The sequence below is a fragment of the Corynebacterium sp. LK28 genome, from assembly GCF_014335105.1.
GTDB lineage: Bacteria > Actinomycetota > Actinomycetes > Mycobacteriales > Mycobacteriaceae > Corynebacterium > Corynebacterium macclintockiae.
The window spans coordinates 1-12,917 of sequence record NZ_PDGZ01000001.1; the positions used below are offsets into that span (position 1 = coordinate 1).

11 protein-coding genes are annotated in these 12,917 nt (G+C 64.0%); 10 read left to right on the forward strand and 1 reads right to left on the reverse strand.

Translation table 11 applies throughout. The annotated features are described in order from the left end of the window. Positions 1 to 207: 207 nt before the first annotated feature. The 3 genes from CRD15_RS00005 (at position 208) to clpX (ending at position 2,810) form a co-directional block, all read left to right on the forward strand. On the forward strand, positions 208 to 774 hold the full coding sequence (locus CRD15_RS00005) for an ATP-dependent Clp protease proteolytic subunit (RefSeq protein WP_011273208.1): 567 nt from the start codon (positions 208 to 210) through the stop codon (positions 772 to 774). A 3-nt stretch (positions 775 to 777) separates the two neighbouring features. After that, the gene (locus CRD15_RS00010) at positions 778 to 1,407 is read left to right on the forward strand and encodes an ATP-dependent Clp protease proteolytic subunit (protein WP_187401608.1); all 630 of its coding nucleotides are present in this window, start codon (positions 778 to 780) and stop codon (positions 1,405 to 1,407) included. Between the two features lie 128 nt (positions 1,408 to 1,535). Continuing rightward, complete coding sequence (gene clpX / locus CRD15_RS00015) at positions 1,536 to 2,810, forward strand: ATP-dependent Clp protease ATP-binding subunit ClpX (RefSeq protein WP_034966930.1); 1,275 nt, start codon at positions 1,536 to 1,538, stop codon at positions 2,808 to 2,810. On the opposite strand, the gene CRD15_RS00020 is transcribed toward clpX, so the two are convergent. After that, entirely contained in the window at positions 2,807 to 3,616 is an 810-nt protein-coding gene (locus tag CRD15_RS00020) for a hypothetical protein (RefSeq protein WP_370546752.1), read from the reverse strand. The genes clpX and CRD15_RS00020 overlap by 4 nt on opposite strands. Positions 3,617 to 3,826: 210 nt before the next feature. Here CRD15_RS00020 and CRD15_RS00025 point away from each other — a divergent pair, with 210 nt between their 5' ends. The 7 genes from CRD15_RS00025 to ndk all read left to right on the forward strand — a co-directional run bounded on the left by CRD15_RS00025 (position 3,827) and on the right by ndk (position 12,903). Beyond that, positions 3,827 to 4,819, forward strand: a complete 993-nt coding sequence (locus tag CRD15_RS00025) for a malate dehydrogenase (protein ID WP_034973328.1) — start codon at positions 3,827 to 3,829, stop codon at positions 4,817 to 4,819. 124 nt (positions 4,820 to 4,943) lie between these two features. Next, the gene (locus CRD15_RS00030) at positions 4,944 to 6,032 is read left to right on the forward strand and encodes an alpha/beta hydrolase (protein WP_255463653.1); all 1,089 of its coding nucleotides are present in this window, start codon (positions 4,944 to 4,946) and stop codon (positions 6,030 to 6,032) included. Between the two features lie 61 nt (positions 6,033 to 6,093). Further along, a complete protein-coding gene (locus CRD15_RS00035; protein ID WP_187401611.1) occupies positions 6,094 to 8,856 on the forward strand; it encodes a valine--tRNA ligase in 2,763 nt (920 codons plus the stop codon). Continuing rightward, positions 8,853 to 10,391, forward strand: coding sequence for a folylpolyglutamate synthase/dihydrofolate synthase family protein (locus tag CRD15_RS00040; RefSeq protein WP_034981023.1), 1,539 nt, complete (start codon positions 8,853 to 8,855; stop codon positions 10,389 to 10,391). The genes CRD15_RS00035 and CRD15_RS00040 overlap by 4 nt, the downstream gene beginning before the upstream one ends. Before the next feature lie 161 nt (positions 10,392 to 10,552). Next, complete coding sequence (locus CRD15_RS00045) at positions 10,553 to 11,011, forward strand: DUF4233 domain-containing protein (protein WP_370546762.1); 459 nt, start codon at positions 10,553 to 10,555, stop codon at positions 11,009 to 11,011. Between the two features lie 113 nt (positions 11,012 to 11,124). Continuing rightward, the gene (locus tag CRD15_RS00050; protein WP_255463654.1) at positions 11,125 to 12,438 is read left to right on the forward strand and encodes a peptidoglycan recognition family protein; all 1,314 of its coding nucleotides are present in this window, start codon (positions 11,125 to 11,127) and stop codon (positions 12,436 to 12,438) included. Positions 12,439 to 12,492: 54 nt separating this feature from the next. Next, positions 12,493 to 12,903 carry a nucleoside-diphosphate kinase gene (ndk, locus tag CRD15_RS00055; protein WP_034973318.1) on the forward strand — a complete coding sequence of 137 codons (411 nt, stop codon included), beginning with the start codon at positions 12,493 to 12,495 and terminating at the stop codon, positions 12,901 to 12,903. Positions 12,904 to 12,917 lie beyond the last annotated feature (14 nt).

Here is a 12,917-nt window from a genome sequence, read left to right on the forward strand (position 1 = left end):
AGACTAGGAATTCCCTTTTAAGCTTCCGCCCGCCGCCGTAACCTCTCGCTGAGGTTCCGGCGGTTTTCTTTTTGCCTGCCTTTGAGCACGGCTACCGTGCGCTGACAGCGAACAACCCCACCAGAAGGCACGCTTTGTCCGGAGCTGTGACTAGGCTGGGGCGCAGACAAAAGTGAACTTTCGTAATACTTACGGCAAGGAGCGAAGTTGAGTTCGGAAACCCCTAACCATAGAGACTCAGTGTATGAGCGCCTGCTGCGCGAACGCATCATCTTCCTGGGCAGCCAGGTGGATGATGAGATCGCCAACGAACTGTGCGCCCAGATCCTGCTGCTGTCCGCAGAGGATCCGACGCGCGATATCAGCCTCTACATCAACTCTCCCGGTGGCTCTGTCACCGCGGGCATGGCAATCTACGACACGATGAAGTACGCGCCGTGCGACATCGCTACCTACGGGATGGGACTGGCGGCGTCCATGGGTCAGTTCCTGCTTTCCGCAGGCACCAAGGGCAAGCGCTACGCTCTGCCACACGCCCGCATTATGATGCACCAGCCTTCCGCGGGCGTGGGCGGTACCGCTGCCGACATCGCCATCCAGGCGGAACAGTTCGCCTACACCAAGCGTGAGATGGCTGAGCTGATTGCGGAGTTCACCGGCCAGACGGTGGAGCAGATCACCAAGGATTCCGACCGTGACCGCTGGTTCACTGCACAGCAGGCCAAGGAATACGGTTTCGTCGACCACGTCATCACCTCTGCGAAGGAGAGCTAAGACATGTCAGAGATGCAGATGCCAGAAATGCGATACATCCTGCCGTCGTTCGTGGAGCACTCCAGCTACGGCGCGAAGGAATCCAACCCGTACAACAAGCTGTTCGAAGAGCGCATCATCTTCCTGGGTACCCAGGTCGACGACGCTTCCGCCAACGACATCATGGCGCAGCTGCTGGTACTGGAGGGGCTGGACCCGGACCGGGACATCACGATGTACATCAACTCTCCCGGTGGTTCCTTCACCAGCCTGATGGCCATCTACGACACGATGCAGTACGTCCGCCCCGACGTGCAGACCGTCTGCCTGGGCCAGGCTGCCAGCGCGGCCGCTGTTCTGCTGGCCGCCGGAACCCCCGGCAAGCGTGCCGCTCTGCCGAACGCCCGCGTGCTGATCCACCAGCCCGCCACCGGTGGTGTGCAGGGTCAGGTTTCCGACCTGGAGATCCAGGCCAAGGAAATCGAGCGCATGCGCAAGCTCATGGAAGAGACTCTGTCCCGCCACACCGGCAAGACTGCCGAGCAGGTCCGTATCGATACCGATCGTGACAAGATCCTGACGGCCGAAGAGGCCAAGGAGTACGGCATCGTCGACCAGGTATTCGACTACCGCAAGCTGTCGGCTCAGAAGTAGAGGGCACGACCCGCGGGGTCGTGGGCCTCCCGGGGAATCCGGAGTGGCGCGGTAGAGTTGTAAGCCTACGAGGGTGCTAACCTAGCTGTCCCGTAACTTCCCCGATCCGAGAAAGCCTGATAACCCGCATGCCTGAAAGCGCAGAGCTCCTGAAGTGCTCTTTCTGTGGAAAGAGCCAGAAGCAGGTCCGCAAGCTGATTGCCGGCCCTGGTGTCTACATTTGCGACGAATGTATCGAGCTTTGTAACGAGATCATCGAAGAGGAACTGCTGGCCGTCGACCCCGCGGAGGGATCGGCCAAGCTGCCGAAGCCTGCCGCCATTGCCGAGTTCCTGGATAACTACGTCATCGGCCAGGACGAGGCTAAGCGCACCCTGGCCGTGGCGGTGTACAACCACTACAAGCGCATCCAGGTTGAGGAATCTAATGCCGCCGCCCGTCGCTCTGACGACGAGGTAGAGCTGGCGAAGTCCAACATTCTTATGCTCGGCCCGACGGGCTCGGGTAAGACGTATCTGGCGCAGTCGCTCGCCCGCATGCTGGACGTGCCTTTCGCCATTGCGGACGCCACCAGCTTGACCGAAGCTGGCTACGTCGGTGAAGACGTAGAAAACATCTTGCTGAAGCTTTTGCAGGCAGCTGACTTCGATGTGGCGAAGGCGCAGCGCGGCATCATCTATGTCGACGAGGTGGACAAGATCTCCCGCAAGTCGGAGAACCCGTCCATCACCCGCGATGTCTCCGGCGAGGGCGTGCAGCAGGCGCTGCTGAAGATTCTGGAAGGCACCGTCGCCGCCGTCCCGCCGCAGGGTGGGCGAAAGCACCCGAACCAGGAGTTCATCCAATTCGACACGAAGAATGTGCTGTTCATCGTGGCTGGTGCGTTCGCAGGCCTGGAGAAGGTCATCTCCGAGCGCCGCGGTAAGAAGGGCCTGGGCTTCGGCGCGGAGATCAGCGCGAAGTCTGAGGAGGATCCGAACCCGTTCCAGTTCGTGGAGCCGGAGGACCTGGTGAAGTTCGGCCTGATCCCCGAGCTGATCGGCCGACTGCCGGTGCTGACCCATGTCGGCCACCTGGACGAGGACGCACTGGTGCGGGTTCTGACCGAGCCGAAGAACTCCCTGGTGCGCCAGTACCAGCGCCTATTTGAGATGGACGGCGTGCGGCTGACCTTCGAGGACGAGGCTCTGCGGGAGATTGCCCAGAAGGCCCTGGCGCGCGAAACTGGCGCCCGTGGCCTGCGCTCCATCATGGAGACCCTGCTGCTGCCGACCATGTTCGCCATCCCGGAGGACGAGGAAACTGGGGAAGTCATCATCACCGGCGCATGCGCCCGCGGTGAGGCAGAACCGACCCTGCTGACCCACGAAGAAGTAGCTAAGCGGGATAAGAAGAGCGCCTAGTCGTGATATAGGTCGTCGGAGGCTGAGGGGGCGTCACTAACATCCCCAGCCCCATCCCGCGAATCGGCGTAGAGCGACGCGGCGACCGACGAACCGATCACCGACGAGTGTGAAGCGTGAGTGTATGAATTACCCTGCTTCGTTGGCATCGTCGTGGTGAGGAAAGCGATGACCGCGTCGCAGGTGAGGTTGCGCAGGCCGGCCTCGTTGAACGGCTCCCTAGAATCCATGCCATACAGCGCGTGGAACGTGGTGCCCTGGGTGACGGCGAAAGAGCACAGCGCGGTAATCAGGGCATAAGTGTCCTCTGCGGACACACCGTTGCGGAACGCGCCAATGTCGTGGCCACGCATCAGAACACGATCGATGTGCAGCACGACAGGCGAATCCTCCAGCACGCCTACGCGGTGCACCAGCTCCGGGTCGCCCAGAAGATTTTCGGCCACAATCAAGCGCACAGATTCCGGGTGCGTGGCGAAGCGGGTATAGGTAGCGCCGACGAGGTTACGCATCTCGCGGACGGGGGAGCGGTCCATCTCCGGGTTGTCATAGCCGTTCAGCGGAACGGGCCAAATGGAAGAGTGCGCATAACGCAGAGCTTCCTCATAGAGCCGACTGGGGGAGGCGAGCAGATCGCACGTTGCCGACACGCGGGCAACCCGGGCGATGGTGGCCAAGTGCTGGGAAGTAAAGGCAGCACCGACCCGCACGGCGATGGTCACGGCGGCGTTCATGGCCCGGATGTACTGCTGATCGCTCAGCGCATACCAGGCCGCAGAAGCGGGGAGGTGGGGCTTATTTTGCACCAAAGTAGTTTATCTACCCACCGGGTTAACCTGCAGCGATGTGCAGTAACTGAGGGTGCGATCGGGGGTGGTGGGAAAGGCGAGGAATGGCAAGCTACGCCCTAGGGTGCGGAGCCTGACCTGCTGTGCCATGCAGGTCAACGGGAGGGTCATTACAGTGGGAAGCGGTTTAAAAATAATCTGAGAAACCTGCTTTCAAAGGAGCCCAGCGTGACCACTAACAACCAGAACGCCGTCACCGTCACCGTTACGGGTGCGGGTGGCCAGATTGGCTACTCCCTGCTGTTCCGCATCGCCAAGGGTGAAGTCTTCGGCGACCGGGTGGTGAACCTCCGACTGCTGGAGACCGAGCACGGTGTGCAGGCTGCACGTGGCGTGGCGCTGGAGCTGGCCGACTGCGCCTACCCACTGCTGGGCGAGGTCACCATCACCACCGACATCAACGAGGGCTTCAAGGACGCCAACGCGGTGTTCCTGGTCGGTGCGAAGCCGCGCCAGAAAGGCGAGGAGCGCGCCGACCTGCTGGCCGCCAACGGCAAGATCTTCGGCCCCCAGGGCAAGGCCATTGCCGAGCACGCTGCCGACGACGTGCGCGTGATCGTGGTCGGCAACCCGGCAAACACCAACGCCGCGATCGTCGCCGCCCACGCCGAGGGGTTGGATCCCCGCCGCATCACCGCCCTGACCCGCCTGGACCACAACCGCGGCCTGGCTCAGGTGGCGGAGAAGCTGGGCGTGGCCGTTCGCGACCTGAAGAACATGATCGTGTGGGGCAACCACTCCGCCACCCAGTTCCCGGACGTCACGGAGCTGACGCTGAATGGCGAGAAGATCGCCGACAAGCTGGACACAGCCTGGGTGAACGACGAGTTCATCCCGCGCGTAGCTAAGCGCGGCGCGGAGATCATCGAGGTGCGCGGCCGCTCCTCCGCAGCCTCCGCCGCCAACGGCGCGCTGGATCACATGCGCGACTGGGTGAACGGCACTGCCGAGGGTGACTGGGTTTCCGTCGCGTTGCCCTCCGATGGTTCCTACGGGATCCCGGAAGGCCTCGTGTTCTCCTTCCCTTGCCGCTCCGTCAACGGCGAGTGGGAGATCGTGCAGGGGCTGGAGATCAGCCCGGCGCAGCAGGAGCGCATCGACGCAAACGTGAAGGAGCTGCAGGAGGAAAAGGCAGCGGTCGTGGAAGCTGGCCTGCTGTAACTGAGCCGCTAACGTGCCGCTGACTAGCCGCTAACCAGCCGCTAGCAAACCTCTAGTTTTCACCTAGAAACTTTTTTGCTCATACCGCCACCCGGCCACCTGGTCGGGTGGTTTTATGTATGGCATGAACTCACCAACTGAAACCACAGCCCCGATCCACTCCCAGCACCGCCAGCACTCCCTGTTTAATCAGCTGTCCGCCCGCGCCGGGTGGGTATTGCCCAACATTCCCGAAACCCTGCTGCGGGTACTCGGCACTCGCACGAACTCTGACGGCGACAGGCTGGACGCTGACGTTCGCGCCTCCAGCCTGGTCACCGACTTGATGCACCCCGCGGACTATTCCCATCAGCCTGTCGCGGAAACCCGCGCAGTAGTGGAAGACGCTGCCTACATGGCCGGTGGGCGCGTCAGGCCGGTTGGTTCGGTGGTGGAGGAGCAGATCCGCGGCGTGCGGGTGCGCCACTACCGGCCAACCGGTGCTGTGACACCCGACCAGGACCTGCCGACCCTGGTGTACTTCCACGGTGGCGGCTGGGTGGTTGGCTCCCTCGACTCGCACGATTCGACCTGCCGCTGGCTGTGCGAAAGCGCCCGTGTGGCGGTGCTGGCGGTGGACTATCGCCTGGCCCCGGAGCATCCTTTCCCCGCCGCGCCGGATGACTGCTGTGCCGTTGCGGAGGCCGCGATGGCGGGTGAAGTGAGGGGCGTCGATAAGAAAAAGGTGGCCATCGGCGGCGACTCTGCGGGAGGCAACCTGGCCGCCGTGGTGTGCCTGCGCCGGAAGCGGCAAGGGCAGGAGCAGCCGCGGGCTCAGCTGCTATTTGTGCCGGTCACGAACCTGGCGCAGATGGATACACCTAGCCACAAGGAGTTCGCCAAGGGCTACTTTCTGACCCAGGCGCACATGCAGTGGTACCGCGACCAGTACCTCACCGACGAGGCGCAGCGCCAGGATCCGGACGTGTCCCCGCTGCTGGCTGATGACGTGAGTGGGGTCGCTCCGGCATATGTAGCCGTCGCGGGGTTCGATCCTCTGCGTGACGAGGGCGCGGCCTATGCGGATAAGCTGCGCCAGGCAGGGGTTCCTGTTTCTTTCCGACGCCACCCCGGCCTGATCCACCCCTTCGTGAATTCTTCGGGAGTGTGGCATGGTGCCGCGCGGGCGTTGGACGAAGCCGCCGGTGTGCTGCGGGCGGCGCTGGAGATGTAGGCGCGCGAGATGTAGGCGGGGTTGTACAGCCCGTCCGGGCCGTCTACTAGACTGGGCAAGCGTGAGTGACTCCAGTTCTAAGGCAAATGGCTCTAACCAGATTGGTGCTGACCGCTCGGCACAGCTTCCCGCGGCATGGGACCCCGCCGCGGTAGAGGAAAACCTGTACCAGGGGTGGGTGGATTCCGGCTACTTCAAGGCTGACCCGGCCAGCGATAAGCCACCTTTTAGCATTGTGCTGCCGCCGCCGAACGTGACCGGCCAGCTGCACATGGGCCACGCACTGGACCACACCCTGATGGATGCGATGGCTCGCCGTAAGCGCATGCAGGGCTTCGAGGTCCTGTGGCTGCCGGGCTCCGACCACGCGGGTATTGCCACCCAGACGAAGGTCGAGGCCAACCTGAAGGAAACCGAGGGCAAGGATCGCTTCGACTATGGCCGCGAGGCCTTCGTGGACAAGGTCTGGGAGTGGAAGGACCAGTACGGTGGCGTGATCCAGCGCCAGATGCGCGCCATCGGCGACTCGGTGGATTGGTCGCGCGAGCGCTTCACTCTGGACGATGGCCTGTCCCGCGCGGTGCAGACCATGTTCAAGGAGCTTTTTGACGCCGGCTTGATTTACCGGGCGAATCGCATGGTGAACTGGTCCCCGGTGTTGCAGACTGCTATTTCCGACATCGAGGTCGTGTATTCCGACGACGAGGGCGAGCTGGTGAGCATCCGCTATGGCTCGCTGGACGATTCCGAGCCGCACGTGGTCGTGGCGACCACTCGTGTGGAGACGATGCTGGGCGACGTGGCTGTTGCCGTGCACCCGGAGGATGAGCGCTACGCGGACCTGGTGGGCAAGGCCCTGCCGCACCCGTTCCTGCCGGACCGCCAGATGATCGTGGTGGCCGACGACTACGTGGACCCGGAGTTCGGCACCGGTGCGGTGAAGATCACCCCGGCGCACGACCCGAACGACTTTGCGATGGGCCAGCGCCACGACTTGCCGATGCCGGTGATCATGGACGAGACCGGCCACATTGCGAACACCGGCACCGAGTTCGACGGCATGGAGCGCTACGAGGCGCGCGAGAAGATCCGCTTCGCGCTGGAGGAGCAGGGGCGCATCGTTGCCCGCAAGTTCCCCTACGTGCACAGCGTGGGCCACTCCGAGCGCTCCAAGGAGGCCGTGGAGCCGCGCCTGTCCGAGCAGTGGTTCGTCAAGGTTGACGAGCTGGCGAAGATGTCCGGCGATGCGATCCGCTCGGGCGACTCGGTGATTCACCCATCCTCCCAGGAGCCGCGCTGGTTCGACTGGGTGGACGACATGCACGACTGGTGCATTTCCCGTCAGCTGTGGTGGGGCCACCGCATTCCAATCTGGTACGGCCCGAACGGCGAGATCGTGTGCTGCGGACCGGACGATGAACCCCCGACGGGTGAGGGTTGGCGCCAGGACGAAGACGTGCTGGATACTTGGTTCAGCTCCGCCCTGTGGCCGTTCTCCACGATGGGCTGGCCGGAGAAGACCCCGGAGCTGGAGAAGTTCTATCCCACCAGCGTGCTGGTGACCGGCTACGACATCCTGTTCTTCTGGGTTGCCCGCATGATGATGTTCGCCACCTTCGCCTCCAAGCACACCACCGAGGTGCTGGGCACGGGCAAGGACGGACGCCCGCAGATCCCATTCAAGGACATTTTCCTGCACGGCCTGGTGCGCGACGAGCACGGCCGCAAGATGTCCAAGTCCCTAGGCAACGGCATCGACCCTATGGATTGGGTGCGCGACTATGGCGCGGATGCGCTGCGCTTCACTCTGGCGCGTGGCGCCAACCCGGGCTCCGACCTGCCGGTGGGTGAGGATGCCGCACAGTCTTCCCGCAACTTCGCCACCAAGCTGTACAACGCCACCAAGTTCGCCCTCATGAACGGTGCGCACGTCGGTGAGCTGCCGGACCGCGAGACGCTGACGGACGCTGACCGCTGGATCCTGGATCGCCTGGAGGAAGTCCGCCAGCTGGTGGATGACGCTCTGGACCGCTACGAGTTCTCCCTGGCCAACGAAAACCTGTACCGCTTCGCCTGGGGCGAGTTCTGCGACTGGTACCTGGAGATCGCGAAGGTGCAGATCCCGCGCGATTGGGACAGTGCTACCGAAGAGCAGATCCAGCGGGGCATCAGCACCCAGATCGTGCTGGGGCGCGTGCTGGACGCAGTGCTGCGCCTGCTGCACCCCGCCATGCCTTTCGTCACCGAGACGCTGTGGAAGGCACTGACCGCTGGGGAAGAGGGCTACTCCGAATCCCTGGTCACCGCCGACTGGCCGACCGCCGACCTGACCAACGGTGGGGTGGAGACTGACGCCGACGCGGTGCGCCGCATGGCTGACGTGGACAAGCTGGTCACCGAGCTGCGTCGCTTCCGCAGCGACCAGGGCGTGAAGCCCTCCCAGAAGGTGCCCGCTGCCCTGGACTTCGCCGCCGCCGACCTGGCTGACTTCGAGGACGCCGTGCGTTCGCTGGTGCGCCTGGAAACCCCGGCCGAAGACTTCGCTGAGACCGCATCCATCGAGGTGCGCCTGTCCCAGGCCACCATCGCGGTGCAGCTGGATACCTCCGGCACCGTAGACGTGGCCGCGGAGCGCAAGCGTCTGGAGAAGGACCTCGCGGCAGCGCAGAAGGAGCTGGACAACGCAGCGAAGAAGCTGGGTAACGAGAACTTCCTAGCCAAGGCGCCGGAGAAGGTTGTCGAGGGAATCCGCGAGCGTCAGCGCGTTGCGCAGGAGGAATTCGATCGCATCACCGCCCGACTGGAAGGTCTGCCGAAGGCATGACCGACGATAAAACCACCGACGACAAGCTCGGGGATAGCTACCCCGAAGAGGTAACCCTCGACGAGGCAGGCCTGGCCCTGCCTATCGACGGCGTGGGGTCGGATGAGGCTGAGGTGGCGTCACCAAAAGAAAGGCCCATTACGCCCGAGGACCTGGCCGCCCTGGCCGAGGTTGACGCGGAACTGAACCTGCGGTGGCCAGAGACGAAGATCGACCCGACGCTCGAGCGGGTGGAAATGCTGATGGACCTGCTTGGTCACCCAGAGCGCGCGTTCCCCGTGATTCACGTGGCGGGTACGAACGGCAAGACCTCCGTGGTGCGGATGATCGAATCGCTGATGCGCGCGTTCCACCGCCGCACCGGGCGGACTACCAGCCCGCACCTGCAGATCGTCACCGAACGCATCGCCATCGATGGCAAGCCGCTGCACCCGCGCGACTACGTGGACACCTGGCGCGACATCCAGCCGATGGTGGAGATGGTGGACGCGAAGAGTCAGGCCGAAGGCGGCCCGCAGATGAGCAAGTTCGAGGTGCTGGTGGCCATGGCTTACGCGGCCTTCGCCGATGCGCCGGTGGACGTCGCCGTGGTGGAGACCGGCATGGGCGGGCGCTGGGACGCGACGAACGTGGTGAACTCCGACGTTGCCGTGATCACCCCGATAGGGCTGGATCACACGGACTACCTGGGCGACACGTTGGAGCAGATCGCGGGCGAGAAGGCGGGCATCATCAAGGCTCGCTGGGACGCCGATGACCTGCTGACCCCGCCGGATAACGTGACTATCGTCGCCGAGCAAGAACCCGAAGCGATGCGCGTGATCCTGGAAGAAGCGGTCGCCAAGGATTCCGCGGTTGCCCGTGCGGGTAGCGAATTCGGTGTGGTGTCCAGCCAGATCGCAGTGGGTGGGCAGAGCCTGACCATCCGCGGCCTGGCCGGGGAATACGAGGACATCTTCCTGCCCCTATCCGGCGAGCACCAGGCGCGCAATGCGGCTGTGGCGCTGGCGGCCGTCGAAGCCTTCTTTGGTGCCGGGGCAGATCGGAAGCTGGACGTGGACATTGTGCGCCAGGGCTTCGCCTCCGTTGCCTCGCCCGGCCGACTAGAGCGCGTGCGTTCCACCCCGAGCGTGTTCATCGACGCTTCCCACAATCCGCACGGAGCCAAGGCCCTGGCTGCGGCCATCGACCGCGACTTCGAGTTCCGCAGGCTGGTCGGCGTGATCGGCGTGCTGGGGGACAAGGACGCCCGCGGTATCCTGGCCGCTCTGGAGCCCGTGATGGACGAGGTCGTGGTGACGGAAGTGAATTCTCCCCGCGCCCTGCCTGTCGACGTGTTGGCCGAGTACGCGCGCGATGCCTTCGGCGAGGAGCGCGTGCACGTGGCGGCTAACCTGCCCGGCGCCGTGGAGCTAGCCACCCAGCTGGCCGAAGACGACGAAGATGGTGTGCTGTCCGGCGCGGGCGTGCTGATTACCGGCTCTGTTGTGACGGCCGGGGAGGCCCGTACGCTGTTTGGCAAGGAACCGGCGTAGCGCACACGGGCACACTGGCACGGGCACACTCACAGGCGCCGAAAGAAGTATTCAATCCGGAAGAATTAGCAGAACTAGCAAGGAGCTGCACGATCGTGGCACAGAACCCGCACAACCGCACTGGGGCTGGCAAACGGGCCGACAAGCAGGCCGGCAAGCAGGTGGGGGAGCAGGTCGAATACGGCCCGCTAGGTCCAGGCCAGGCTCCCGCGAATGATCCCCTGAAGGGACTGCGCGGAGTGATGGCAGGCACCCACATCATGGAGGCCATCGTGATCCTGCTGGTTCTCACCGTGATTACGCGGGTGGACGCCGGCGCCTCCGCCACCACCTTCAACATGGTTTACGTCATCGGGCTGGGCGCTGCCATGATCGTGGCGGCTTTCCTGCAGAAGCTGAAATGGGCGGATTGGCTGAACATCGGTCTGCAGGTGCTGGCCGTTGCGGGTTTCATTGTGCACCCGGCGATGGGTGCGATGGGCGTGATCTTCGCGCTGTGCTGGTGGTACGTTTACCACCTTCGCTCGAACCTGCTGCGCCGGATGGAGCGCGGTCTGCTGCCCTCGCAGCACCTCGATGAGGAAGGGAACGTGCGCCGTCCGGCTACCCCCACTGAGTAGCCTTTGTGACGCCACATTCGCAACTGCTTTAACATCAGTAGCAGCGACCAGGGGATACCCCGAAAAGGGGGTGATGTGCCCGCTACCCCCGAATGTGTCTTAATATGCGCATCATGACGTTGACGCGCCGCGCATTTTTCCGCTCATCCACCGCCCTTGGAGCCGCCGTAGGTGGCACCCTCCTCTTCGCCAACCGCAACAATATGGGGGTCTTTTCCTCCGCTGACAACGCCGCCAGCCCCACCGACCCAGCCAACCCTGGCCAGTTAGCAGAATTTACGGCGACGGGAATCGGCGTCAACCAGAAGGGACAGCTTCCCGGAGGCACCGGGTACCTGACGATTACCTTTCCGCCCGCGGCGACCGAGGATAGTACGGCGACGCTCCGCTTTGAGTTCGCGGGCGGGCGCACGGAAGATCGCGTGGTGCACGCCGAGGCACACGACCGCGAGGGCGACGATTCCGCCCTGAAGTCCGACCCTGTGAACCTGCCGGAAGGGGCTACCGAGGTGTGGCTGCCCGCCGACCTCAACGATCCGGCGACCCGGGTGTTCCTGCACGTCGTGGAGGCTCCAAAGGGGGAGGAAGAGAAGATCTTCGGCGCGGGCATCGCTCCTTATTCCGCGCCTGGTCTTCCCACGGATCCGGCTGATCTGCAGAGCAGCCTGGAGACCGGTGCTGCGGGTGTGGTCGGCTCGCTGGCGCTGGCGGGAACCATTGCTGGAATTCTGGCGTCTAGTGGCTTGGCAATTCCGGGGCTGCCCGCCCCAGGCGGCGGCATCGGCGGTGGCGCGAACGTGATCGACGGCCTGCGTGTGGCTTCCCGTCGCGAGTGGGGTGCGAACGAATCACTGATGGGGTGGACGCCCCGCTTCACCCGCGCGCAACTCATCACCGTGCACCACACCGCCATGGCCACCCCGGCCAACGGCGACTATGCCGCGAACGTCCGCAGTATCTATGCCTTCCACGCCTCCAGCGCGAATGGTGGGCGCGGCTGGGGCGATATCGGCTACCACCTGCTGATCGCCCCGGACGGCACCGTGTTCCAGGGCCGCACCACCGGCACGGATGGCCAGGCGGTGTTCCAGTCCGGCAGCCTGGGAGGTACGCCGATGTCCGTGACCGCAGGGCACGTGTACAACGCAAACGACGGCAACATCGGTGTGTGCTTGCTGGGTAACTTTATGACGCAAAGCCCGACCCCCGCTGCCATCGATTCCCTCGTGCGCGTCCTACGCCACCTGTGCCACGGTCTGGGTCTGGATCCGCGCGGCAGCGTGCGCTACGTCAACAACGCAGCCCGCCTGAACCTGACCCGCCGGACGATTACCGGCCACCGCGACTGGGGCGACGTATCCACGGCAACGGCGTGCCCGGGTGACCGCGCGTATGCCTTGATGGACCAGGTGCGCGGTCGCGTGTAGCAGTGGGGTGCTTCGGCGCTGTAGCGCCGTGACGCCACGTGTAGAATTGCTGGCATGACTGAACGCACTCTCATTCTGATCAAGCCCGACGGCGTGAAGAACGGCCACGTGGGCGAAATTATCTCTCGCATTGAAAAGAAGGGTCTGAAGCTCGTCGAGCTGGATCTGCGCACCGCTGACCGCGAGACCGCGGAGAAGCACTACGCTGAGCACGCCGACAAGCCTTTCTTCGGCGAGCTGGTGGACTTCATCACCTCCGCTCCGCTGGTTGCAGGCATCGTTGAGGGCGAGTCCGCTATCGCTGCTTGGCGTCAGCTGGCCGGCGGCACCCACCCGGTTGAGAAGGCCACCCCGGGCACCATCCGCGGCGACTTCGCACTGACCGTTGGTGAGAACGTTGTCCACGGCTCCGACTCCCCGGAGTCCGCTGAGCGCGAGATCGGCATCTGGTTCCCGAACCTGTAAAAAGCTAGACAAAT